Below are 23,920 nucleotides of genomic sequence, written 5' to 3' on the forward strand. Positions count from 1 at the left end.
GAGGATTAGTCGCGTCGGCGTCGCGTCGGCGGCAGGTCGACTCGGATCCTGTGACCGCGCAGCGTGACGGTCGGCGGGAACGCCGCGACACGCGTCGCGCGGCGGTCAGTGAGGACGCCGCGCGATTCCGCCGATCCACCGTCGACCGTCACGCCGCGTTTTCGTTCTCGACGTCCGCGTCGCGGTCCGGTCCGCCGGCGACGCTCGCATCGCCGCCGAGCTTCTCCGTCCCGGTCGTCGCGAGCCACCGGAGGACGGCCGCCACCTCGGTCGGGTCGGCGACGCTCTCGGCGGCGTCGGTCTCGCCGTCGGTGCCGACGTAGACCCCGACGCCGCCCCGCCGCTCGACCGCCCGGAAGCCCGCCTCGTCGGTCCGGTCGTCGCCGAGGAACACCGGCAGACAGCGGTCGCAGCGCTCCTCGAACAGGGCCGCGATCCGCTCGCCCTTGTCCCACTCGATCTCCGGGTGGATCTCTATCGCGTCCTTCGCCGACTCCGTGTGGAGACGCCCGTCGCTGAGCCAGTCGACGATCGTGTCCATCGTCTCCCTGAGCGCGTCGGTCCGACGCTCGTCGCCGCCCTGGAAGTGGACCGTCGCCGACAGTCCCTTGTTCTCGACGAGCAGGTCGTTCTCCGCCGCGAACGCCCCGTCGAACGTGGCGCAGACGCGCTCGACGTCGTCCGCGTACTCCTCGGCGCGCGGGTGGACGGTCCGCTCCCCCCGCCGGAGCTGTTCCAGGCCGTGGTTACCGGCGTAGGTCAGGCCGTCCACGCCGACCCGCTCCGCCACGTCGGTCAGCTCCCGTCCGCTTATCACCGCGACCGTGACGCGGTCGTCGTCGGCGAGCCGTCGGAGCAGTCCGCGGATCTCGTCGGTCGTCTCCGCGGCGTCGGGATCCTCGACGATCGGCGCGAGGGTCCCGTCGAAGTCGGTGCAGAGGAGCAGTTCGTCGTGACGGGGCAGCCGCTCGGCGAGCGCGGCGAGCGCGCTGGGGAGGGATCTGTCCCCCTCTGTCCCTTCGGCGCTCTCGCTCTCAGTACCCATCCGCGCCCCCCTCGCCGCTGCTGGCGCTCTCCGAGGCCCCTGAACCGCCGGCTCCCACCGACTGCGCGCGGTTCAGGACGGTCCTGATCCAGTCGTCGAGGTCGTTCGCGGCGACGCTCTCCCGCAGCGTCTGCATTCGCCGCCGCCGCTCCTCGACGGGCATCTCCAGCGCCGTCTCTATCGCGTCGGCGAACGACTCGGTGTCGTACGGTTCGACCGTCATCGCGTCCTCGCCGAGCTCCTCGTCCGCGCCGGCGAGGGTGCTCAGGAGCAGCACGCCGTCCTCGTCGATCTGCGCCGCGACGTACTCCTTGGCGACGAGGTTCATCCCGTCGCGGATGGGGCTGACGAGGGCGAGGTCGCTGTGCCGGTACATGCCGTACAGCTCCTCGTCGTCGAGGTGTTCGTCGATGTAGACGACCGGTCGCCAGTCGTCCGTCCCGAACCGGTCGTTGATCTCGGCGACCCGCGCCTCGACCTCCCGTCCGAGTTGCTGGTACGCCGGGATCGCCGACCGGCTTTCGCTCGCCCGCTGGACGTAGGTGAACGTCCCGCGCCGCTCGGGGTGCGTCTCCCAGAACTGGGCGAGCGCGTCGAGCCGCTCCGGGATCCCCTTCGTGTAGTCGAGCCGATCGACGCCGACCGCGACCTGCGCGTCGGACGGGATGCCGAACCGCTCTTTGAACGACGACCAGAACGCCTCGTCGGCCTCGGCGCTCAGCCGCGCGATGCGGTCGGCGTCGACGCCCATCGGGAACGCCTCGACGACCGTCGTGTGACCGTCGTAGGTGACCTCTCCGGCGTCGAAATCGACCGTCGCGCCGTCGAGACAGGCGTCGACGCTCTGGAGGAAGTTCTCGCGGTACCGCTCGATGTGGAACCCGAGGAGATCGTTCGCCAGCAATCCCTCGATCAGCTCGCGCCGCCGCGGGCAGACGCGGAACGTGTCCCACGCCGGCCACGGGATGTGCCAGAACTGCATCAGCGTGGTGCTCTCGGGCAGCGCCGACCGGGCGATCCGCGGGGCGAGCGCGAGGTGATAATCCTGAAACCAGACGAGCGAGGAGTCGCCCGCGGCGTCGACCACGACGTCGGCGAACGTCTCGTTGACGTCGCGGTACCGCTCCCAGTACGCCTCCTCGTACTCCATCTTGTCGACCAGGTCGTGGCACAGCGGCCAGAGCACCTGGTTGCTGAAGCCGTAGTAGTAGTCCTGGATCGCCCGCTCGTCGAGCCACACGCGTTCGAGCGTGTAGCTGGGGTCGTCCGGCGGTACCCGGACCCGGTTCTCCGCGTCGACGACGACCGGGTCGGCGTCCGCGTCGCCCCAGGCGATCCAGAGGCCGTCGATCTGCTGCATGACGCGGTCGAGCCCCGCCGTCAGACCGCCGACCGGCCGGTCGACCGTGATGTCGTTGCTCTCGTCGACGTAGTTGTGCCTGTACGGCTGCCGGTTCGAGACGACGACGAGGTCGCCCAATTCCTCCGACTCCGCGCCGGTTTCGCTGTCGCTTTCCGCACCCCTCCCCTCGTCGGCTTCGACGGGGAGCGAAACGTCGTGCTCCGCCGTCGAAGGTTGATTTGACCGTGTTGGTAACATAATCAGTTACACGTCCGTCGCTCGGGTGTCTGTTCCACCGCCGGCCGGGCGGGATCGTCGGACCGCTCGAGGATCTCAACGAGTTCCCCGAACGGCACGCCCCCGCCCGGCTCGCCGCGCCGGAACGCCGCGTTGATTCGCTCCATCCAGCTGTACAGCGCGCGAACCGCCTCCTCTCTCGTCGCCACCCGTCGGAGCGGCTTGACGCTTCTCGCCTCCCCGGCGGACTGCCGGCACTGGAGCTTCCATCGGCAAACGCATCCCGAGCTGGGTGCCTCAGTCCCGTCGTCCGCCTTCACCGCTTCGACGGCGAACCCGCTGTCGCCGTGGCGGAACCGGACCCCCTCATCGTCGGCCGGTGCCTCGACCCAGCCGGTCGGCACCTGACCGCGATTGAACTGCGTGATTGCGTTCATCCGCTATCGTTTACCACAGCCCAAGCGGGCATCCTGGTTGTGCTTGTATATACTACCTCTTTGTAACCTGGAACCCGGGATATCACCGGGTAGAAGAACTTTCGGGCCGATATGACGTTGCGGCCGTGAGGAGAGTTGCCCCGACAGACCGTACGCGGTCGGTAACTCGCGGAGCCTCGCCCTCCTCGGCGAGCCGTGACTCGATCTCCGTGCCTTGTCGGTACCTGTCCGAAATCGCACACGCCCTGTCGCGCCGTCGGGCGTCGCGGGCCCGGGATCCGGCTTCGAAATCGGCGACGGACGGCGAACCTGACGGTCGACGCGGACGGTTCTCCGTCCACGACGCTTCGCTGTGTGATATACATCGACAAACATTTATTGTATTACACGATTATGGAGATCATATCGATGCTCGACCTTTCGAAAGAAGACATCACCGAAGGTCCCATCCCCCGCGCCCTCGTCCTCCTTGCGGCTCCACTCCTCGTGCAGAATCTGACGCAGGTGGTCCAGCAGGTCGTCGACGTTTTCTGGCTCGGTCGGCTCACGGGAACCGCGGCTCCGATCGCGGCGGTCGGGCTGAACTACCCGATCGTGAGCGTGCTCCTCGTCCTCGCAACCCTCGCCCCGTTCGTCGGCACGCAGGTGCTCGTCGCACAGCGGGTCGGCGGGAACGATCCCGACGGGGCCCGATCGATCGCCGTCCACGGCGCGACCATGGGGCTCGTCTTCGGCGTCGCCGTCGGGATCGTCGCCTTCCTCGGGGCCGGTTCCATCGTCCGGGCGGTCGGTGCCGGCCCCGACATCGCCGACATGGCGACGGTGTACCTCGCGACCTTCGCGATCATGCTCCCGTTCGCCGGGGTCAGCGACGCTCTCGAAGCCGGGTTCATCGGCTGGGGCGACTCCCGCGCCGCCCTCTACGTCACGGTCGTCGCCGTCGCCGTCAACGTCGCGCTCGATCCGATTCTCATCTTCGGCTACGGCCCGATCGAACCGATGGGGGTGCGGGGCGCGGCGCTCGCGACGGTGCTCGGGACGGCCGCCGGGGCCCTCCTCGCGGTCGGCATGGCGGTCGGCCCGCGCGACAGCCTCTCCGTCTCGGCCGCCGACCTCGACTTCGACGTCGAGACGCACCGCGCTATTCTCGACGTCGGCGGTCCGATCGTGGGCCAGCGCGTCGCGCAGGACGGCGTCCGCGTGCTCATGGTCGGCATCGTCGCCGCCGTCGGCGGCGCGGCGGGCCTCGCCGCCTACACGATCGGGGCCCGCGTCGCGAGCGTCGCGTTCATCCCCGCGACCGGCCTCCAGCAGGCCGCCCAGAGCGTCGTCGGTCAGAACCTCGGTGCGGCCAAACCCGACCGGGCGAGCGCCGCCACGTGGACCGGCGTCGCGCTCGCGGCCGGCGCGCTCACCGTCGTCGGCGGGGTACAGTGGTTGGTCCCCGAGGCGCTCGCGCGGCTGTTCGTCCCCGACGTCGGGTCGGCGGCCCTCTCGCTCACCGTCTCGTACCTGCAGATCCTCGCGTACGGCTACTGGGCCATCGGCGCGACCTACCTCTTTCTCGCCGGGTTCAACGGCGCGAGCAGGACGAAGACGAGCATGGCCGTCTCGCTCGTCCAGTACTGGGTGGTCCGACTGCCGATCGCCGCCGTCGGGGCGTACGCGCTCGAACTCGGCGTCGTCGCGGTGTTCTGGGCGGTGACGCTCTCGAACGTCGCGGCGGCGCTCGGTGCCGGGGCGTACTACTACTACACGACGCGCGACGGCATGCTCGAACGCGCCGCCGAGCGGGCCGGCCCGGTCGCCGACTGATCGTCGAGATCGGTCGGATCGACGCTCCACTCGAACCGGCCGTCCGCGAAGGAAACGCCTTTGGCGCCGTAGGTCCCGGTTGCTCCTGATGACCGCGTCCCCCCCGCATCCGGTTCGGACGGTGATACCCGAATGAAGGTGGCAGAGGCCGTCCCCGAGTTCGCTGACGCCTTCGGCTTCGACGAGTTCAACCGGATGCAGCGGGAGGCGCTGCCGGCGGTCCTCGACGGCGGGGAGAACATCGTCGCCAGCGCCCCGACCGCGAGCGGGAAGACCGCGCTCGCGGAGCTGGCGATCTGCCGCTGTCTCCGGGACGGCGGCACGGCGCTCTTCGTCGCGCCGATGCGGGCGCTGACGAACGAGAAGGAAAGCGAGTGGGAGCGGTTCGAGAGTCTCGGCTACTCCGTCTACGTCGTCACCGGCGAGCGCGATCTCAACCCGCGCCGCGCCGAGCGCGCGGACATCCTCGTGATGACCCCCGAGAAGACCGACTCCGCGACGCGCAAGCACGACTCGGGCCGCTACTCGTTCATCGCGGACGTCGACTGCTGCGTCATCGACGAGGTCCACCTCCTCGACTCCGAAAAGCGCGGGGGCGTCCTCGAAGCCACCGTCTCGCGCCTGCGGCGGATCTGCGACCCCCGGATCGTCGCGCTCTCCGCGACGATGCCGAACATCGACGACGTCGCGGAGTGGCTCGACGCGCCGCCGGAGGCCACGTTCGCCTTCGGCGACGAGTACCGCCCCGTCGACCTCCACGCGGGCGTCAAGACGTACAGCCACGGGGAGAACTCCTTCGCGGACAAGTACCGCCGCCTCTACCGGGCGCTGGACCTCGCGGAGCCGCACATCCGCGACGGCGGTCAGGCGCTCGTGTTCGTCTCCTCGCGGCAGGACGCCGTCATGGCCGCCGCGAAGGCCCGCGACGAGCTGGCCGAGCGCGACGTGCCGATCGGCGCCCGCGGCGACTACGACTTCCACACCGAGGCGAAGGAGCTGGCGAACGACAGCCTCCGGAAGGCCGTCCTCGACGGGGTCGCGTTCCACCACGCCGGGCTCTCGAAAGCCGACCGCGACAGGGTCGAGGCGTGGTTCCGCGAGGGCAAGGTGCAGCTCCTCTTTTCCACGTCGACGCTCGCGTGGGGCGTGAACCTCCCGGCCCGCTGCGTCGTCATCCGGGACACGAAGTACCACGATCCGCTGGAGGGCGACGTCGACATCAGCCCGCTCGACGTGCTGCAGATGCTCGGGCGCGCCGGGCGGCCGGGCTACGACGACGTCGGCTACGGCTGGGTCGTCTGCGACCGCGCGGACGCCGACAAGTACCGGCGGCTCCTCCGGGAGGGCACGGAGATCGAGTCGCGGCTCGCCGAGGACCTCGACTCGCACCTGAACGCCGAGATCGCGATGGGGACCATCCGCGACCTCGACGACGTGATGTCGTGGCTGGAGACGACGTTCTACTACGTCCGGGCGAAGAGCGAACCGGACGCCTACGACTTCGACGGCCTCCGCGACCGGGTGCGCGAGACGCTCGAAACGCTCGTCGACCGCGGGTTCGTCGAGACGGACGCGGACCTCGGGGTCGACGCCACCGGGCTCGGCCGCCTCGCCTCGAAGTACTACCTCCGGCTGGAGACGGCGGCCCGGTTCCACGCGCTGGCGGAGCGCAAACGGATCGCCGTCGGGGACGTGCTCGAAGCGGTCGCGGGCGCGGCGGAGTTCGACAGCGTCTCCGCCCGCCAGTCCGAGCAGGACGCCGTCGAGTCGGTGCTCGGGAGGGAGACCGACCTCGAGAACGGCCACCGGAAGGTGCTCGCCATCCTCCGGGCGAGCATGACGGGATCGACCCCGGCGGACCTCCGGAGCGACGCGTGGGTCATCCGGCAGAACGCGCTGCGGCTCCTCGCGGCGCTCCGGGAGTTCCTCGACCGCTTCGCCGGCCCGCGCGCGGCGAACCTCGCCCGCCGCGTCGAAGCCCGCGTCGAGCACGGCGTCAGCCGCGACGCGGTCGGGCTGACCGCGATCGACGGCATCGGGGCCGGCCGCGCGAGCACGCTCTCGACCGGCGGACTCGCCACCCCGGCGGACGTGATCGACGCCGGGGCCGACGAACTGGTCCGGGCGGGGATGTCCCGCGGCGTCGCCGAACGCGTCGTCGAGCGGGCGCGCGAACTCCCCCGGATCGCCGTCGAGTGGGGGTCGTTCCCCGACCGGATCGCCCGCGGCGAGAGCGAGATGCGCGAGGTGACGGTGCGGAACGTCGGCGGCGGCGCGCGGGCCGGCGTTCGCGTGACGGTCAACGGCGTGGAGATGAGCGAGAAGACGACGTACCTCTCGGACGCGACGACGGTCCCGGTCGGGGTGTTCGGCGCGCAGGACGAACTGGAGTTCGCCGTCGAGGTCGCGTTCCCCGACCTGCCGCTCCTGCCGTTCGTCGAGTCGAGGACGGTCGCCGTGACGTGACGACTCAGCCCAGAAGCTCCGCTCGCAGCTCCTCCGGTCCGTTCACCACGACGTCCGCGGCCGAGAGGTCCGTCCCGGCGTTCGTCTCCGTCCGGTAGCCGACGACGTAAGCACCGGCGCGCGCCGCCGACAGCGCGCCGTTGGTCGAGTCCTCCACGACGGTGCAGTCCTCGGGTTCGCGGCCGAGTTCCGCGGCCGCGTGCTCGTAGACGTGCGGCTGCGGCTTGCCGGGTTCGTCGATGTCCTCGGCGCTGAGCACGAGATCGAGCGGCCCGAGGTCGAAGCGGTCGACGACCGTCGCGATCCAGTCCGGCGGCGCGGAGGAGACGATCGCGATCGCGCGCCCCCGGTCGCGGAGGTCCTCGCAGAGGTCGGGGAACCCGTCCATGAGCGTCACCTTCTCGCCGTAGATCTCCGTCGCGGTCCGGTCGTAGAGGTCGATGAACTCGGCGCGCTCGACGACGAGTTCGTAGTTCTCGTCGAGGTAGTCGTGGATCTCGCGGTAGTTCATCCCGGTTATCTCGTCGTTGTCGGGGCGGGCGTCGGCGAGCGTTTCGGGAAAGAGCGTCGCCTCCTCGAACTCGTGCCAGTAGTCCTCGGAGTTGACGATGACGCCGTCCATGTCGAAGAGCACTGCGTCCATGTGGCTGGCCGCCTCTTGGAGGATGAACGGTAAAGGTGTTCAGGCCGTTTCGGCCGGTCCGACGCCGGATCCGGTCGAACCCCACACCCGATCGGAGCGCTTCCGACGTCGCGTCCGGCGGCTAATCGACGCCTACCGCGCGACCGACGGTTCCGGCCGCGAGCCGCGGCCGAAACGCGGTCGTCTCGGGCCGCGACGACGTCACTCGTTCATACTTTACAGAGTTATATCATATTCATCACACCATAACAATAAGTCAAGAGCGAAGAGAACAACGTGGACTCTCGACCGACCGTCGAGCACGCTCGACCGCCGAGGCCGGCCCCTCGACGGTGGCCTTCGCCGCCCCCGGCGATGCGGTCACACCGCCTCACAGCAATGACACCCACACGCTCCCCCACGGTCCTTTCGATCGCACTGCTCTGCGTCGCGCTGGCGGTCGCTCCCGCGGCCGTCGCGGCCGATTCCCACGGAGACGACGGTCTCGACGGGCGCTCGACTCCGGCCGAGCCCGTCGACCCGTCCGTCGAGGTCGACGGGCCGCCGTCGGACGCCGCGGCGTTCCAGCAGTCGCAGCCGAACGCCTCGAACGCGACCCGGGGCGCGAACGCGAACCCTTCCCAGCAGGCGCAACCGGCGAGGCAACAGCAGCAGCCGACGCAGCAACCGCAGCAGCCCCAGCAGCCGCAACGGACTCAACGACCCCAGCAACCGCAGCAACCGCAATCGCCAGAACAACCGCAGCAGCCGACGCAGCAACCGCAACCACAGCAACCGACCCAGCCGCCGCAGCAACCGACGCAGCAGCCGCAACCAACGCCGACTCCGTCCCCGACGCAGCAACCCCAGCAACCTCAGCAACCGCAGCAACCTCAGCAACCCCAGCAACCCCAGCAACCCCAGCAGCCGACACAGCAACCGCAACCACAGCAACCCCAGCAACCGCAACAAACGCCGACACCGACTTCGACGCCGACCCCCACGCCCACTCCGACACCCACACCGACGCCGACCCCCTCACCGACTCCCACGCCGACGGCGACGGACGCGCCGCAGTCGGGCGCGGTCGGCGGTGAGGACTCGGTCGGGTCGGACACGGTCACGCCCACGGGCGCCGAACGGAACGACCTCGGCGTCGCCGCGCTGATCCTGCCGCTGCTGTTCGGCGGTCTCCTGGCGGCGCTCATCGCCGTCGGGACGCGGCGACCCTGACCTCGCGGTCGCGCGCCGCCGAACGTTTAGGTACGATGACGGGACCAGCGCGTCCCATGAGCGACACGATGAGCGTCTTCGCGGGCGAGTGTACGACCACCTTCGAGGGCTCGCGCGAACGGACGCAGCGAGGCTCAGTGGTCGTCGTCGTGAAGCCCGACAAGACGGTACTGGTCCACGACGCCGACGGCTACCAGCCGGTCGCGTGGCTCACCCGGCCCGACACGGTCACCGTCGAGACCGCGGGTGAGGGGTTCGGAATCACCGCGCGGGCGGGCGACCAGACGCTGCGGGTCGTCTCGCACGAGTCGGCCGGCCGCGCCGACTACCCGGTGTCGGAGGCCGGCGTCCCCGTCGGCCGGTGTCCCGACTGCCGCGGCGCGCTCGTCCGGACCGGCGGCGACGTGGCCTGCCTCGGCTGCGGCGACCGCTACGGCCTCCCCGCGGGCGCGACGGTGCTCGAAGATGCCTGCGAGTCGTGCGGCCTGCCGCTGATGCGCGTCGACCGGGGGGCGACCTTCGAAGTCTGCGTCGACTACGCCTGCGACCCGCTCGACGAGGCGGTCCGAGAGCGGTTCGACCGCGCGTGGTCCTGCCCGGACTGCGGCGAGGATCTCCGGATCATCCGCGCTCGCGGCCGCCTCCTGGCCGGGTGCGACGCGTACCCCGACTGCGAGACGGCGTTTTCGCTCCCGTCCGGCGTCGTCGCCGGCGAGTGCGCGTGCGGTCTGCCCGCGTTCGAGACCGCGGCCGGTCGGCGCTGCCTCGACGGCGCGTGTCAACGGTTCGAGGGATGACGGGAGGGCCGCCGCGCGGGCGGACCGCCGCACCGACGGATCGCTGTGCCGGCGGACCGCGACGTCGACCTACCGCGCCGCCTGCTGTCGATTCGCGTCGCCGTACCGCAGTCCCTATGTCGACCCCGCCCCGCTCATCACTCATGGACGGATACCTTCGGGGAGACGTCGTTCGCGTGGGGGGCGACGCCCGACAGCGGTTCCACGACTCGCGGGGGTACGGTCGCCCCGCGGGCGGGAACGAGATCGAGCTCTCCCGCGTGGAGGCGGCGCACCTCCTCTTCCGCGGCGACCTCGACGCGGTCGACGGGCGCGGATTCCGCGAGTTCTTCGTCTCCGCGACCGCGGAGCGCGAGCGGTTCGCGCTCCGCTTTCTCGTCTACGTCGACCTCCGCGAGCGCGGATTTTACCTGTCGCCGGCTCGCGAGGGGTGGCCCGGCGTACAGGGCGACCCGGATTACGACTACGTCGTCTATCCGCGCGGCAAGGGACCGTACGACGGCGTCGCCGAGTACCGGGTTCGGATCGTCGGCGAGCGCCGGTCGGTGGCCGCCGCCGATCTCCCCAGGAACGTGCTCGCCGTCGTCGACGAGGAGAGCGAGATCACGTACCTCGACGTCGACCGGTACGAGTTCGAGGGACGGACGGACTACGATCCGCCGGAGTCGCTCGAGGCGGAACTCCTCGACGATCGGGCGATCTGCTGGGACGCGCCGGACGACCTCTACGAGCGCGGCTTCTACGGGCAGCCGTTCTCCGCCCGAACCGGCACCATCGACGATGCGCTTCAGTTGTCGCTGGTCGAAGCGGCGGCGCTCGCCGCGCAGGGGGTCCTGACGATCGGAGACGGCGACGACGACGGCGGAGGCGATGACGGCGACATCGCCGATGGTGAGGACGGTGACGGCGGTTTCGACGCCGTCGTCGCCCGCGGCCGCGCCGTCGAGGGCGAGCGGTTCGACCGCCGCCTGCGCGTCTATCGGGCGCTCCGCGAGCGGCGGGTCGTCCCGAAAACGGGGTTCAAGTTCGGCGCGGACTTCCGCACCTACGCCGAGGTCGAGTCGGTCGAGAACCTGGGTCACTCCGAGTGCCTCATCCGGGTCGTGACGCCCGATCACGAGTTCGCGCCGCGCGACCTCGCGCTGGACGTCAGACTCGCCGGCGGGGTCAGGAAGCGAATGGTTTTTGCGCTGACCGACGCCAACGGAGGCATAGACTGGATTTCGGTCGCCCGATTGACCCCGTAACGAGACACCGACATGACACGAGACACCGACCCACGAGCGGACGAACGAACCGACGCCGACGGCCTCGAGAGCACCGAGCGCACGGCGCGAACCGACGGAGGCGAGGCGACCGCGGGCGCGGACTCGGTTGCCCTCGACCCGTGGGGTTCTTCGACCGTCTCGGACTACCGGAAGCTGTTCGAGGAGTTCGGCATCGAGGAGTTCGACGAGGTGCTCCCGGAGGTGCCGAACCCCCACTACCTGATGCGCCGCGGGGTCATCTTCGGCCACCGGGACTACCGTCCGGTCGTCGACGCGATGCGCGAGGGCGACGACTGCGCCGTCCTCTCGGGGTTCATGCCGACGGGCGACCCCCACATCGGTCACAAGCTCGTCTTCGACGAGATCATCTGGCACCAGGAGCGGGGCGCGGACGCCTACGGCCTCATCGCCGACCTCGAAGCGCACAGCGCCCGCGGTCTCTCCTGGGAGGAGATCGACGAGCACGCCCGCGATTACCTCCTGAGCCTCCTCGCGCTGGGGTTCGACGCCGAGGAGGGGACCCTCTACCGGCAGTCCGACAACCGCGAGCTGCAGGACCTCGCGTTCGAACTCGGCTCGAAGGCCCGCTTCTCCGAGTTCGAGGCGATCTACGGCTTCGACGGCGAGACGTCCGTCTCGCACATGCAGAGCGTCGTCACGCAGATGGCCGACATCCTCTACCCGCAGCTCGACGGGCCGAAGCCGACGGTGATCCCGGTCGGGCCGGACCAGGACCCCCACGTCCGCCTGGCGCGGGACCTCGCCGCTCGAACGCGCTTTTTCAAGGTGACGGAGGCGTACGCGAGCTTCGAGGCGGACGCGCTCGAACGCGACGTGATCGGCGAGGCGTACGCGGCGCTGTCGGCCGACGCGCCGGCGGCGTCCGATGGGGAGGGGGACGAAGCGGAGAACGGAGACGAGGACGGGACGACGGGAGGCGAGCCCGTGCGCTGCGAGGACGCCGCCGACTGGCTCGAATCGGGCGAGTTCGACCGGGCGCGCCTCGGCGTCGACGTCTCGCAGGCGGCCGTCGAGGCCGCGATCGAGAAGCTCCGCGCGGCCGGCAAGGAACCGCTCCGACCCCGCGTCCGGTTTCTCGACCGCAACGCCACCGAGGAGGCGTTCGAGGCGCTCATCGAGGCCGTCGAGGGGGAAAAGCGCGTCTTCGAGGCGCACGTCGACACGTTCGCCCTCTCGCGGGAGGAGGCGGAGGAGCTCGCTCGCGGAATCGAGATCGAACACGGCGGCTACGGCTTCGTCCCGCCCTCGTCCGTCTACCACCGGTTCATGACCGGCCTCACGGGCGGGAAGATGTCGTCGTCGGTTCCGGCGAGCCACATCAGCCTGCTCGACGACCCCGAGGACGGCTACGACAAGGTGAAGTCGGCGACGACCGGCGGCCGCGAGACGGCCGAACTCCAGCGCGAACTCGGCGGCGAGGCCGACAAGTGCCCCGTCTACGAGCTGTACGCCTACCTGCTCGCCGGGGACGACGACGAGTTCGCGAAGACGGTGTACGACGAGTGCGTCGGCGGCGAGCGGCTCTGCGGCGACTGCAAGGAGCAGGCGGCCCGGCTGATGCGGGAGTTCCTCGAAGAGCACCGGGAAAAGCGCGCGGAAGCCGAGGAGGTCCTCGCCGAACTGGACGTCGATCTCCACTCGAACCGAAGGGGTGTGACGAGCGAGGACTGAGTCCCGGGCCGTCGATCGTGACGACCGCTGAGAGGGTGATCCGGCCGAGCCTCGGTCACAGTAGGACGAGGACGGCCGCGTACAACCCCGCCCCGAGGGCGAACGCCCAGAAGCGGCTCTGTCGCTCCTCCGGGAGCTCCTCTTTGATGACGTTGAGGATGACGCTCCCGGCGAGGAACGAAAACAGGGCGGCCACGGCCAGCTCGCTCACCTCGACGAGCAACCCGACCGCCGTCCCGCCGACGACGGCCGCGGCGAGCACCCACCGTCCGCGTCGGTGGTAGACGTCGCCGTGGTGCTCCCGGAGCCCGTAGTCGTTCACGAAGAAGTGCAGCGCCATCGCCGCGAAGAACAGGAGCAGCCCGGTCACGCCGGGGTCCTCGCGGTGGACCAGCAGGTAGCCGATGAGGCCGTTGTAGACGGCGAACGATCCGACGTGCACCCAGAAGACGCTCGTGCCCTCCCCGCCGTTTCTCGCCCGCCCGTCTTTCGGATCCTTGGCGAGGCGCTCGAGGCCGTAGAAGGCGACGAACCCGACGAGCGCGATGAGGTAGACGTGGTACTCGACGAAGAGCGCCACCCCCGTCGCCTCCCGCACCGTCCGCTCGAACGTCCGCGCGGCGTGTTCGACCTCCGGGAGGATGTGGACGAAGACGTACGCGACCGACGCGCCGCCCGCGAAGGAGAGCCAGCGGCTCCGCGGAATCACGTCCAGAAAGCGGAGCCGACCGCCGAAGACGTGAACGGCGGCCAACCCGAGTGCGAGCACCGGGACGAGCAGCGTCGACGGTTCCCCGAACTGAACGCCCGATTCGGCGACCGCGGCGACGACCGAAGCGCGGCTCATGCGTGTCGGTTGCACGGCCTCGGACAAGAGCCTGGAGGCCGTTCTCGGGGCTGTCGAGCGTTGGCACCCATCAGAACGCTTTTCTCCGGGGACCGCGATCAACCGTTCATGACGTCCGAACCCGACGTTGCGACGATCGCCCGCGAACCGGCCGCCATCGGGTTCGGCTTCTTTTTCGGCGCCTGATCGGCCGGCGGACCCCCGCCGCGGCGGCGGGGCGAAACCGGTCGACTCGGCGCGGGACGGGCCCCGCGATCCCCCTCGCGGACGCGGCGGACGGCGGACCCATCCCGGAACGGCTAACTGACGGCCGCGAGCAATCCGGACAAAAGAGACCGAGGACGACGAATGCGACTCCCACAATCACAGGCCGCGGTGTTAGAAACCGCGAGCGCGACGGAGGCACAGACCATCGAACGACTCGCCGAGGAGACCGGCCGGAAACCGGAGACGGTGACGGGGGCCGTCTTCGACCTCCGCGACGAGGGGCTGGTCGCGGTCGAAGAGCGGACCGAATCGAGCGTCGACCTCACGGACGAAGGCCGGACCTACGCCGAGGAGGGGCTCCCCGAGATCCGGCTCTACCGCGCGGCGGTCGGGGCGGGGGCCGACGAGGAGCCCGTTCAGATGGGGCGCGTGATCGGCGCGTCCGGCCTGGACGGACCGCAGGTGAACATCGCGCTGTCGAACTACGCCCGGAAGGGGTACGGGCGGATCGAGAGCGGCGAGATCACGGCGGACCCCGACGCGGACCCCGATGAGGACGCCGAGGCGGCCGCGCTCTCGGCCGTCGCGGAGGGTGAAGAAGTGACCGACGCGACGGTCCTCGAACGGCTCGACAGCCGGGGGCTCGTCGAGCGCAGCGAGCGAACCGTTCGCTCCGTGACGCTCACCGACGAGGGCGTCACGGCGCTCATGGAGGGGATCGAGGCCGCCGAGACCGTCGACCGGCTGACGCCCGAGCTGCTGACGAGCGGCGAGTGGCGCGACGTCGAGTTCACCGAGTACAACGTCGAGGCCGACGCCGCGGAGTACCGGGGCGGCAAGGTCCACATCCTCCGCCAGACCGCCGACCGCGTGAAGGACGTGCTCGTCGGCATGGGATTCAAAGAGATGGCGGGGCCGCACGCCGACGCGGACTTCTGGATCAACGACTGCCTGTTCATGCCGCAGGATCACCCGGCGCGCACCCACTGGGACCGCTTCGCCCTGGAGGTGCCGCCGATCCACGACCTCCCCGAGGCGCTCGTCGAGCGCGTGCGGACGGCGCACCTGGAGGGCGTCGGCGACGACGGCGACGGCTACCACTCGCCGTGGTCCGAGGACTTCGCCAGGGCCGTCGCGCTGCGCGGCCACACGACGTCGCTGTCGATGCGCTACCTCTCGGGCCACGCGGTCGGCGAGCTGGAGCCCCCGCAGCGGTACTTCAGCGTCGAGAAGGTGTACCGCAACGACACGCTCGACCCGACCCACCTGCTGGAGTTCTTCCAGATCGAGGGGTGGGTGATGGCCGAGGACCTGTCGGTCCGCGACCTGATGGGGACGTTCGAGGAGTTCTACCGTCAGTTCGGCATCACCGACCTCCGGTTCAAGCCGCACTACAACCCGTACACCGAGCCCTCGTTCGAGCTATTCGGCCGCCACCCCGAGACGGGCGAGCTTATCGAGATCGGCAACAGCGGGATGTTCCGCGAGGAGGTGCTCAGACCCCTCGGCATCGACTGCGACGTGATGGCGTGGGGGCTCGCGCTCGAACGCCTGCTGATGCTGATGTACGGCTTCGAGGACATCCGCGACGTGCACGGGACGCTCGCGGATCTCGAACTGCTCCGCGAGACGGAGGTGATCCGCTGATGCCGGTCGTAGACGTCGACCCGGACGAGCTTCGCCGGTTGACCGGCCACGAGGAGAAGACGGACGACGAGTTCGAGGAGGACCTGTTCGCGCTCGGCCTCGAATACGAGGGCGAGACCGAAGACGGGGAGATGCAGCTGGAGTTCGGCCCCGACCGCCTGGACCGGCTCTCGGTCGAGGGCGTCGCGCGGTCGCTCCGGTACCAGTACGGCGACGACCGGGGGGTGTACGTCCCGAAGACGAACGATCCCGACTGGACCATCGAGGTGGACGAGAGCGTCCCCGCCGAACGGCCCTGCGTGACCGGCGCGATCGCCCGCGGCGTCAACCTCTCCGAGGAGGCGCTGGACTCGCTGATCCAGCTCCAGGAGAAGCTGCACGCGACGATGGGCCGAAAGCGCGCGAAGGGCGCGATCGGCATCCACGACCTGACGATGCTGAAGGGCGAGGTGCTCACGGACGAGGGGAAGGGCGACAACTCGGTGACGTACCGCGGAATCGCGCCCGACGGCGATCGGTTCGTCCCGCTGGACTCGGACGCCGAACTCACGCCCGGCGAGGTGCTGGAGGAGCACCCGACGGGCGCGACGTACCGCCACATCGTCGAGGACTACGAGGCGTACCCGGCCATCTACGACGAGCTCGGCCTCTTTTCGTTCCCGCCGGTCATCAACGGCCGCCGGACGGAGGTGACGGCGGACTCCCGGGACCTGTTCATCGAGCTCACGGGGACCGACCAGTGGACGATCGACCGGATGTGCAACATCATCTGCTACGCCCTGGACGCCCGCGGAGCCACCATCGAGGAGGTCGAGGTCGACTACCCGGACGAGACGTTCGTCCGTCCCGACTTCGAGGTCGACACGAAGCGCGTCTCGCACGACCGCATCGAGGGGATGCTCGGCGTCGACCTCTCGGTCGACGAGGTCGTGGACCTGTTCGAGCGCTCGGGGCTCGGTGCCGACGCGGAGGCGGGCACCGAGGGGATGGGCGGCACAGCGGCTGAGGCGACTGGCGGCGCGGAGATCGAGGAAGCGGAGGCCGGGGTGGCGGACGCGGGCGTCACCTACGAGGTGTCGGTTCCGCCGTACCGCGTGGACGTGCTCCACCCGCTCGACCTGGTGGACGACGTGGGACGGGCGTACGGCTTCAACGAGCTCGCCCCGCGCTACCCGGACGTGGGGACCGTCGGCGGCCGCCACGAGCGGTCGCGGCTGGAGGACGCCGTCCGGACGAGCCTCGTCGGCCTCGGCTTCGAGGACCTCCTGAACTTCCACATGATCAGCGAGGACGAGAACTACCGGCGGATGCGGATCGAGCCCGGCGAGGCGGTCGTGGGCGGCGGCGAGCCGGCGACGATCACGGAGCCGTACAGCGAGGACTACACGATGCTCCGGACGTGGGCGCTCCCCTCGCTCGCGATGGTGCTGGAGAACAACACCCACCGGGCGTACCCGCAGGATCTCGCGGAGATCGGTCTGGCCGCCGAGTACGACCCCGAGAAGAACACGAACGTCGCGGAGCACCGCACCGTCGCGGCGGTGCTCGCGCGCCACGACGCGACCTACGAGGACGCGAAGGCCCGGCTCCAGGCGCTCTGCGGCGACTTCGGGGCGGCGCTGCAGACGCCCCCGACGGAGCACCCCTCGTTCATTCCGGGACGGGCGGCGGCGGTCGTCGTCGACGGCGAGGAGGTCGGCGTGATCGGCGAGCTGCACCCCGAGGTGCTCGTCGAGCACGACCTGGAGCTGCCGGTCGCGGCGTTCGAGTTCCGGCTGGACGCGTTGGCCTGAACGCCGCGCTACAGGTACCGTCGGAGGAGATCGCCGTCGTGGAGGTCCTCGGGTACCGTCTCGAACCACCGCGCCGCCGAGATCTCCTCCTCAGTCACACCCAGCCGCGAGGCGTCGGGGATTTCGCCTTCCGCGCGAGCCGAATAGACGACGTATCGCGCCGAGAACCGCTCCGTTCCGTCGCGCTCCGCGACGAACGACTGCTCGAAAACGACGATCGGTTCGTCCACGACCGCGTCCAACGCCGTCTCCTCGCGTACTTCTCGCCGCACGGCTTCGACCGGATCCTCGCCGGGTTCGACCGCACCTCCGGGCAGGATCCAGCCGTCCGACCAGCCGTTCCGGACGAGCGCGATCCGTCCGTCGGAATCTCGAACGCGGGCGGCGACGGTGAGTCCGGTACCGTCGGTTGCCCACTCCCGAAGGGAGTTCAGCTTCGATTCGGAGAGCCGGAGCGTCTGCCGTTCGCGTGGCGCGTCGGGAGCTATCTCTCGGGGCACGTGTCGATTTCGTTTCCGTTTCTCGAAATGCGTTTCGAGCCGATGGTAATTGTGTCCGTGGCGCTCACCCGCGACCGCGATTCGCGGCTCGAAATCACCGCAAATCGCCGCGTTCGTGACGCTCACCTCGAAAGCCCGCGGTCTCTCGGCTCGCGCGGTTCGCTGCGCTCCTCGCCTCGCTCCCTCCGGTCGCTCGGCTGCGGTGCTTGCGTCACCGGGCTTCGCCGAGAACCGGCCCCCTTTCAGTCCCGCCCGACCGCACGCCTCGGCCCTCCCCAGCCTCGGCGGGCGCACGAACGCGCCCGCCTCCCTCGCACGCCGCGGTCGGCCCCGCCGGGCCGACAGCGCGCGCCGGAAGCCGTCGGCGCACCACCGCTGCCGACGAACCACCCATCGCCGGCGAACCGCGACGCGCCAACCGCCGGCGAGGGACGTCGAGCAGATTCCGCCCCGCGTGCGACGCACGGCCGGACAACCGAGTTGTTTAACAGCACCCGACGCGGTAGGTTCACTCCGAGAATGCCCAGTGGAGAATACGACCCGGAGACCGTCGAGGCCAAGTGGCAAGACCGGTGGGTGGAGGAGGACACCTACGCCTACCACGAGGGGGCGGTGGACCCGAACACCGTCTTCTCGATCGACTCGCCGCCGCCGACGGTATCCGGGAGCCTCCACTGGGGTCACGTCTACGGCTTCACGCTGCAGGACTTCGTGGCCCGATTCAGCCGGATGCGCGGCAGGGACGTGTTCTTCCCGTTCGGCTACGACGACAACGGCATCGCCTCCGAGCGGCTGACCGAGGACGAACTCGGCGTCGAACACCAGGACTTCCCGCGCCACGAGTTCCAGGAGATGTGCCGCGAGGTCACCGCGGAGTACGAGGCGGAGTTCAACGAGAAGATGCAGGCGCTCGGCGTCTCCATCGACTGGGACTACACCTACCAGACCATCGAGCCGCGCGTCCAGCGGATCTCCCAGCTCTCCTTTATCGACCTGTACGACCGGGGCCGCGAGTACCGCCAGCGCGCGCCGACCATCTGGTGTCCGGAGTGCGAGACCGCCATCTCGCAGGTGGAGACCGAGGACGACGAGCGTCCCTCGCACTTCCACGACATCGAGTTCTCGGTCGCGGACGACGGGGAGGCGTTCGTCATCTCCACCACGCGGCCCGAGCTCCTGTCGGCCTGCGTCGCCGTCTTCGTCCACCCGGACGACGAGGCCAACCAGCACCTCGTCGGCGAGGAGGCCGAGGTGCCGCTGTTCGGCCAGCGCGTCCCGATCCTGAAGGACGAGCGCGTCGACGTGGAGACCGGTTCGGGCCTCGTGATGTGCTGTACGTTCGGCGACCAGACCGACATCGAGTGGTACCAGGCGCACGACCTCCCGCTCCGGATCGCCATCGACGAGTCGGGCACGATGACCGAGGAGGCGGACGAGTACGCCGGCCTCTCGTCTGAGGAGGCGCGCGAGCGCATCGTGGCCGACCTCGACGAGGCGGGATACCTGCTCGACCGACGGAGCATCACCCACACCGTGAACGTGCACGAGCGCTGCGGGACGCCCGTCGAGTTCCTCGTCGCCGAGCAGTGGTACGTCAAGCTCCTCGACAAGAGGGAGGAGTACCTGGAGGCGGGCCGGCAGATGGACTGGTACCCCGAGAAGATGTTCACCCGGTACAAAAACTGGATCGAGGGCCTCCAGTGGGACTGGTCCATCTCGCGGCAGCGCTCGTCCGGCATCCCGTTCCCGGTGTGGTACTGCGCCGAGTGCGACCGCGAGATCCTCGCCGACCGCGAGCAGCTCCCGGTCGATCCCCTCGTCGACGACCCGCCGGTCGGCGCGTGCCCCGACTGCGGCCACGACGAGTTCGTCCCGGAGGACGACGTGTTCGACACGTGGGCCACCTCCTCGCTCACGCCGCTCATCAACGCCGGCTGGGACTGGAACGGGGAATCCGGGAAGTTCGAGATGGAACGGCCGGAGCTGTACCCGTTCGACATGCGGCCGCAGGGCCACGACATCATCTCCTTCTGGCTGTTCCACACGGTCGTCAAGTGCTACGAGCACACCGGCGAGGTGCCGTTCGACTCGGTGATGATCAACGGGATGGTGCTCGACGAGAACCGGGTGAAGATGTCGAAGTCGCTCGGGAACATCGTCTCGCCCGACGAGGTGCTCGAAAAGTTCCCGGTCGACGCCGCACGCTACTGGGCAGCCGGCAGCGCCGTCGGCGACGACCTGCCGTACAAGGAGAAGGGGCTGCGGGCCGGCGAGAAGCTGCTCCGGAAGCTGTGGAACGCCTCGAAGCTCGTCGAGAGCCTCGCCGACGAGACGCCCGACCGCCCCGACCTGAAGGCGATCGACAGCTGGCTGCTCGCCGAGCAGGACGCCGAGATCGAGTACATCACCGAGAAGTTCGAGAACCGCGAGTTCTCGAAGGCGCGCGACCGCCTCCGGAGCTTCTTCTGGCACACGTTCTGCGACGACTACCTGGAGATCGCAAAGCAGCGCCTCGGGGAGGGCGGCGACGTCTCGGCGGCGTACACGATCCGGACGGCCCACGAGCGGTTCCTCAGGCTGTTCGCGCCGTTCCTCGCGCACATCGCGGAGGAGATCTGGCGCGACATGTACGGCGACGGGAGCGTCCACAACGAGCCCTGGCCCGAACCCCTCGGCGTCGAGGCCGACTTCGAGGCGGGCGAAACCGCGATGAGCGTCGTCGGCGCGCTGCGCAAGTACAAGACCGACCACCAGCTCTCGCTGAACGCGACCCTCGACGAGGTCCGGGTGTACGGCTCGGTCGACGGCTTCGAGGAGGACATCCGCCGCGTGATGCACGTCGAGACGCTGGAGACGCTCGACGAGGAGCCGGAGGTCGAGTCCGTGATCACCGGAATCGACCTCGATTACTCCGTCGTCGGGCCGCAGTACGGGAGCAGGGTTCCGGAGATCGAAGCCGGCATCGAGGCCGGGGACTACGCGGTCGAGGACGGCGTCCTCCGGGTCGCCGACGTCGAGCTCGACGCCGACGCCTTCGAGGTGAACGAGGAGCGCCGCTACACCGGCGACGGCGAGATGATCGAGACCGACCGCGCGCTCGTCATCGTCAGGAACTGATTCGATCCCGTTTCGGCTACAGGTCCGCGCCGACCGCGTCCTCGACGCTCTCGAACCCGTCGCGCTCCAGGAGCTCCAGTATCCCTTCGTTGATATCCCGGGCGATTCCCGGCCCCTCGTACACGAGTCCGGTGTAGAGCTGGACGACGCTCGCGCCGCTTCTGATCTTCCGGTACGCGCCCGCGGCGTCAGAGACGCCGCCGACGCCGATCACGGGGACGTCCGTCCGCTCGGCGATGAAGCGGACGAGGTTCGTCGCCATCTCCTCGATGGGTTTCCCCGACAGCCCGCCGCGCTCGGCCCGCTGCGGGCTCTCGAGCGTCTCCGGCCGCTTCGTCGTCGTGTTCGTGGCGATGACCCCGTCGAGATCGAGGGCGTCGACGACCGCGAGGGCGTCTTCGATCGCCGGTTCGGGGAGATCCGGAGAGAGCTTCACGAGCAGGGGCGCCGCGCCGGCGTCCGAGAGCGCGCCGAGAATCTCCTCCAGGGAGTCGCGGTTCTGGAGGGATCGGAGTCCGGGCGTGTTCGGGCTGGAGACGTTGACGGCGAAGTAGTCGCCGGCGTCGGCGACGCGCTCGTACGTGTAGCGGTAGTCGTCCGCGGCCTCCGACAGCGGCGTCGCCTTCGATTTGCCGATGTTGATCCCGACCGGCACGTCTGGAAGCGGTTCGGCGTTCAAGCGCGCGCCGATTCGGTCGGCCCCCTGGTTGTTGAACCCCATCCGGTTGATCAGCGCCTCGTCCTCGCGCAGGCGGAACAGCCGCGGGCGGGGGTTTCCGGGCTGGCGTTCGGCCGTCACGCCGCCGACCTCGACGTGGCCGAAGCCGAGCGCGGAGAGCGCACGCGGAACCTCGGCGTTCTTGTCGAACCCGGCGGCGACGCCGACGGGGTTCGGAAACGAACGGCCGAACGCCTCGACGCGCAACCGATCGTCGCGGATCGCGTAGCGGCGGCGGACGGCGTCTCGAACCGGCGCGCGCTGGACCGCCCGGAGCAGCCGATGGACCGTCCGATGGGCGGTTTCGGGCGGCAGCGCGAACAGCGCGGGCTTCGCGATGTCGTACAGCTCCATCGGGAGGGACAAGCAAACGGGGAGGTATTAATCCGCCGAACGCGCCGCTCCTCGCGTCGCTGGCGCCGCGTCAGTCGAGACGTCTAAAAGTCGTGTTCTACCTCGTCCGGATCAGCCTTCTGAATGATGATCTTCCCGTCGCGCACCCGCACGAACACCTCGTCGCCGATCTCCATGCCGGCGACCGCGAGTTCGTCCTCGTGGAGGTTGACGTGCACGTTGTGATACTCGCCGTTTTCGTCCTTGGCGCCACTCGGGCTGAGCTTCTTTTTCCGAACCATCGCGGGTGTCTGTCCGTAGGTTCGCCATAGGGAATACATAAGTGTTTTTTACCGGGACTCGCCCCGATCGAGGCGTCTCCGTCGCACCCGCGCCCGTCTTCGACGATCGAAAATCGCCCGAGTGCACCGATCAGGTATAAAAGTCTATCGCCGAATTGCCCTCATTTCGCCGATATATTTATAATATCCCATGTGCTCGATTGCCATGGAGGCTAAAACCATGGTACGTGAAGATGGTAAGCGAAACTTCGCGCTGCGCAGCTCCGACGGAGACGAGTCGAGCGTGTTCTCCGGTAACACCCCCCGTCAGGCCGCACTGAAGGCCGCCCGTCGGCTCGAACCGGCCGAGTCCGAAGACGAGGCCGAGCGGGTCGAACTCCGCCTTCGCGAGAAAGGGACGGACAAGGTCCATATCTACGAGGGGTGGTCCTGGCGGGAAACAGCCCCCGGCAACAAGCCCGACTGGATGCCGGACGAGATCACCGAGGCGAACGTCTCGAAGCAGGGGATCGAACACCTCGACGAGTAGGCTCATTCGCCGGGAGTCCGTGGTCGTCTTCTGTTCTTTGTGCGCGCACGTGTGCGCGAGCGGACGAGCCGATGTCGACAGGGTTTTCGACCGTCGGACGTCACCCTGGGCTGCGCGGTCCACACCCGGTCGGACCTGACGCGACCAGCGCGGGATGATCGGCCGGCCTCCAGCCGCGCGACATCCTCACGGCGAGCGCAGCGGGCGGCGCGCGCTCGCGTAGGGCATGAAACCGCATGACGAAGACGACTCGGTTCGACGGCCTTATATGTGACACTCTCCTCGACTGAAATGCGACGGTCGCCGGGGGAAGCCGGCGACCGGGGTTGCCCCGTCGCCGCCTCCGCGCGGGTCCGGCGGCAATCCCGATTCGATGCCCTTATACGTCAGAGGGCATTCGGATTGAAGTACGCCGATGTCGGCGAAATCGACAGCAAACGTCGACATCGATCCGATGCCTTTAAGTGAACGAGGGCACTCGGAACTGAATGCAGACACACAGTGAATGCGGGCCGTTCAACTCGGCCCGCACTCGGACCTCTCCGCCCTGTCGGGGGCGAGGTGACACGCGCTTCGACGGGTTTAAGGCCCCGAATGTGCTACGCTAGGGTCCGAAGGACATGAGGATTCCACCCCTGCGGTCCGCCGTACAGATGGAATCTGACGTTAGCCCTGATAGTTCGGTGACACCCGGTCGACCAACGACCGCGTCACCGAACACGGACCATGCAATGCTATGGTGACCTGTCGCCACACACGGCGACAGTCCCGCCACGCCCCCTGAGCTCCCAACCGGGAGCCCAGGACCATTCCGGTTGATCCTGCCGGAGGCCATTGCTATCGGGGTCCGATTTAGCCATGCTAGTTGCACGAGTTCAGACTCGTGGCGAATAGCTCCGTAACACGTGGCCAAACTACCCTACGGAGAGGCATAACCTCGGGAAACTGAGGCTAATACCTCATAACGTTCCCA

Annotated in this window: 18 protein-coding genes and 1 rRNA gene; 11 read left to right on the forward strand and 8 right to left on the reverse strand. The window is 69.1% G+C overall.

Features of this window, described 5'->3' with window-relative positions:
- Positions 1–148 precede the first annotated feature (148 nt).
- The 3 genes from otsB to CNO20_RS20655 are packed head-to-tail and all read right to left on the reverse strand — an operon-like array spanning position 149 to position 3,061.
- Positions 149–1,045 (reverse strand): trehalose-phosphatase, encoded by an 897-nt coding sequence (gene otsB / locus CNO20_RS20645; protein WP_101298103.1) that lies wholly within the window; start codon positions 1,043–1,045, stop codon positions 149–151.
- Positions 1,035–2,645, reverse strand: a complete 1,611-nt coding sequence (locus tag CNO20_RS20650) for an alpha,alpha-trehalose-phosphate synthase (UDP-forming) (protein WP_101298104.1) — start codon at positions 2,643–2,645, stop codon at positions 1,035–1,037. The genes otsB and CNO20_RS20650 overlap by 11 nt, the downstream gene beginning before the upstream one ends.
- A gap of 2 nt (positions 2,646–2,647) precedes the next feature.
- Positions 2,648–3,061, reverse strand: coding sequence for a hypothetical protein (locus CNO20_RS20655; RefSeq protein ID WP_101298105.1), 414 nt, complete (start codon positions 3,059–3,061; stop codon positions 2,648–2,650).
- A 408-nt stretch (positions 3,062–3,469) separates the two neighbouring features.
- Between CNO20_RS20655 and CNO20_RS20660 the strand changes: the two genes are divergently transcribed.
- Positions 3,470–4,876, forward strand: coding sequence for an MATE family efflux transporter (locus CNO20_RS20660; RefSeq protein ID WP_101298119.1), 1,407 nt, complete (start codon positions 3,470–3,472; stop codon positions 4,874–4,876).
- Positions 4,877–5,008: 132 nt separating this feature from the next.
- Positions 5,009–7,342, forward strand: coding sequence for a DEAD/DEAH box helicase (locus CNO20_RS20665; RefSeq protein WP_101298106.1), 2,334 nt, complete (start codon positions 5,009–5,011; stop codon positions 7,340–7,342).
- A 4-nt stretch (positions 7,343–7,346) separates the two neighbouring features.
- On the opposite strand, the gene CNO20_RS20670 is transcribed toward CNO20_RS20665, so the two are convergent.
- Positions 7,347–7,985 (reverse strand): HAD family hydrolase, encoded by a 639-nt coding sequence (locus CNO20_RS20670; protein ID WP_101298107.1) that lies wholly within the window; start codon positions 7,983–7,985, stop codon positions 7,347–7,349.
- A 378-nt stretch (positions 7,986–8,363) separates the two neighbouring features.
- Between CNO20_RS20670 and CNO20_RS23555 the strand changes: the two genes are divergently transcribed.
- The 4 genes from CNO20_RS23555 to CNO20_RS20690 all read left to right on the forward strand — a co-directional run bounded on the left by CNO20_RS23555 (position 8,364) and on the right by CNO20_RS20690 (position 12,954).
- Positions 8,364–9,197, forward strand: a complete 834-nt coding sequence (locus tag CNO20_RS23555) for a hypothetical protein (RefSeq protein WP_199174948.1) — start codon at positions 8,364–8,366, stop codon at positions 9,195–9,197.
- A 56-nt stretch (positions 9,198–9,253) separates the two neighbouring features.
- Positions 9,254–9,994 carry a topoisomerase DNA-binding C4 zinc finger domain-containing protein gene (locus CNO20_RS20680; protein ID WP_101298108.1) on the forward strand — a complete coding sequence of 247 codons (741 nt, stop codon included), beginning with the start codon at positions 9,254–9,256 and terminating at the stop codon, positions 9,992–9,994.
- 143 nt (positions 9,995–10,137) lie between these two features.
- Positions 10,138–11,241: a tRNA-intron lyase gene (gene endA, locus CNO20_RS20685; protein ID WP_101298109.1), complete on the forward strand. Its 1,104-nt coding sequence runs from the start codon at positions 10,138–10,140 to the stop codon at positions 11,239–11,241.
- 12 nt (positions 11,242–11,253) lie between these two features.
- Complete coding sequence (locus CNO20_RS20690) at positions 11,254–12,954, forward strand: tryptophan--tRNA ligase (protein ID WP_101298110.1); 1,701 nt, start codon at positions 11,254–11,256, stop codon at positions 12,952–12,954.
- Between the two features lie 55 nt (positions 12,955–13,009).
- On the opposite strand, the gene CNO20_RS20695 is transcribed toward CNO20_RS20690, so the two are convergent.
- A complete protein-coding gene (locus CNO20_RS20695; protein ID WP_233204270.1) occupies positions 13,010–13,801 on the reverse strand; it encodes a hypothetical protein in 792 nt (263 codons plus the stop codon).
- 348 nt (positions 13,802–14,149) lie between these two features.
- On the opposite strand from CNO20_RS20695, the gene pheS reads away from it, so the two are divergent.
- On the forward strand, positions 14,150–15,655 hold the full coding sequence (pheS, locus tag CNO20_RS20700; protein WP_101298111.1) for a phenylalanine--tRNA ligase subunit alpha: 1,506 nt from the start codon (positions 14,150–14,152) through the stop codon (positions 15,653–15,655).
- On the forward strand, positions 15,655–17,448 hold the full coding sequence (locus CNO20_RS20705; protein ID WP_101298112.1) for a tRNA ligase subunit PheS family protein: 1,794 nt from the start codon (positions 15,655–15,657) through the stop codon (positions 17,446–17,448). Before pheS ends, CNO20_RS20705 begins: the two co-directional genes overlap by 1 nt.
- Before the next feature lie 8 nt (positions 17,449–17,456).
- Here CNO20_RS20705 and CNO20_RS20710 read toward each other — a convergent pair whose 3' ends face one another.
- The gene (locus CNO20_RS20710) at positions 17,457–17,948 is read right to left on the reverse strand and encodes an NUDIX hydrolase (RefSeq protein ID WP_101298121.1); all 492 of its coding nucleotides are present in this window, start codon (positions 17,946–17,948) and stop codon (positions 17,457–17,459) included.
- A gap of 519 nt (positions 17,949–18,467) precedes the next feature.
- Between CNO20_RS20710 and CNO20_RS20715 the strand changes: the two genes are divergently transcribed.
- Positions 18,468–21,065, forward strand: a complete 2,598-nt coding sequence (locus tag CNO20_RS20715; protein WP_101298113.1) for a valine--tRNA ligase — start codon at positions 18,468–18,470, stop codon at positions 21,063–21,065.
- Between the two features lie 16 nt (positions 21,066–21,081).
- Here CNO20_RS20715 and CNO20_RS20720 read toward each other — a convergent pair whose 3' ends face one another.
- Positions 21,082–22,137, reverse strand: coding sequence for a quinone-dependent dihydroorotate dehydrogenase (locus tag CNO20_RS20720; RefSeq protein WP_101298114.1), 1,056 nt, complete (start codon positions 22,135–22,137; stop codon positions 21,082–21,084).
- Positions 22,138–22,220: 83 nt separating this feature from the next.
- Positions 22,221–22,418, reverse strand: a complete 198-nt coding sequence (locus CNO20_RS20725) for a hypothetical protein (protein WP_006055708.1) — start codon at positions 22,416–22,418, stop codon at positions 22,221–22,223.
- Between the two features lie 220 nt (positions 22,419–22,638).
- Here CNO20_RS20725 and CNO20_RS20730 point away from each other — a divergent pair, with 220 nt between their 5' ends.
- Both CNO20_RS20730 and CNO20_RS20735 read left to right on the forward strand, forming a co-directional pair.
- Entirely contained in the window at positions 22,639–22,947 is a 309-nt protein-coding gene (locus tag CNO20_RS20730) for a non-histone chromosomal MC1 family protein (RefSeq protein WP_101298115.1), read from the forward strand.
- Positions 22,948–23,755: 808 nt separating this feature from the next.
- Positions 23,756–23,920: ribosomal RNA gene (locus CNO20_RS20735) — 16S ribosomal RNA — on the forward strand; the annotation flags it as partial.

It is taken from the genome of Halegenticoccus soli (genome assembly GCF_002844195.1).
Lineage (GTDB): Archaea > Halobacteriota > Halobacteria > Halobacteriales > Haloferacaceae > Halegenticoccus > Halegenticoccus soli.

Coding starts and splice junctions, on each gene's coding strand:
- otsB (WP_101298103.1), bottom strand. CDS start 1,045: ATGGGTACTGAGAGCGAGAGCGCCGAAGGGACAGAGGGGGACAGATCC.
- CNO20_RS20650 (WP_101298104.1), bottom strand. CDS start 2,645: ATGTTACCAACACGGTCAAATCAACCTTCGACGGCGGAGCACGACGTT.
- CNO20_RS20655 (WP_101298105.1), bottom strand. CDS start 3,061: ATGAACGCAATCACGCAGTTCAATCGCGGTCAGGTGCCGACCGGCTGG.
- CNO20_RS20660 (WP_101298119.1), top strand. CDS start 3,470: ATGCTCGACCTTTCGAAAGAAGACATCACCGAAGGTCCCATCCCCCGC.
- CNO20_RS20665 (WP_101298106.1), top strand. CDS start 5,009: ATGAAGGTGGCAGAGGCCGTCCCCGAGTTCGCTGACGCCTTCGGCTTC.
- CNO20_RS20670 (WP_101298107.1), bottom strand. CDS start 7,985: ATGGACGCAGTGCTCTTCGACATGGACGGCGTCATCGTCAACTCCGAG.
- CNO20_RS23555 (WP_199174948.1), top strand. CDS start 8,364: ATGACACCCACACGCTCCCCCACGGTCCTTTCGATCGCACTGCTCTGC.
- CNO20_RS20680 (WP_101298108.1), top strand. CDS start 9,254: ATGAGCGACACGATGAGCGTCTTCGCGGGCGAGTGTACGACCACCTTC.
- endA (WP_101298109.1), top strand. CDS start 10,138: ATGGACGGATACCTTCGGGGAGACGTCGTTCGCGTGGGGGGCGACGCC.
- CNO20_RS20690 (WP_101298110.1), top strand. CDS start 11,254: ATGACACGAGACACCGACCCACGAGCGGACGAACGAACCGACGCCGAC.
- CNO20_RS20695 (WP_233204270.1), bottom strand. CDS start 13,801: ATGAGCCGCGCTTCGGTCGTCGCCGCGGTCGCCGAATCGGGCGTTCAG.
- pheS (WP_101298111.1), top strand. CDS start 14,150: ATGCGACTCCCACAATCACAGGCCGCGGTGTTAGAAACCGCGAGCGCG.
- CNO20_RS20705 (WP_101298112.1), top strand. CDS start 15,655: ATGCCGGTCGTAGACGTCGACCCGGACGAGCTTCGCCGGTTGACCGGC.
- CNO20_RS20715 (WP_101298113.1), top strand. CDS start 18,468: ATGCCCAGTGGAGAATACGACCCGGAGACCGTCGAGGCCAAGTGGCAA.
- CNO20_RS20720 (WP_101298114.1), bottom strand. CDS start 22,137: ATGGAGCTGTACGACATCGCGAAGCCCGCGCTGTTCGCGCTGCCGCCC.
- CNO20_RS20725 (WP_006055708.1), bottom strand. CDS start 22,418: ATGGTTCGGAAAAAGAAGCTCAGCCCGAGTGGCGCCAAGGACGAAAAC.
- CNO20_RS20730 (WP_101298115.1), top strand. CDS start 22,639: ATGGTACGTGAAGATGGTAAGCGAAACTTCGCGCTGCGCAGCTCCGAC.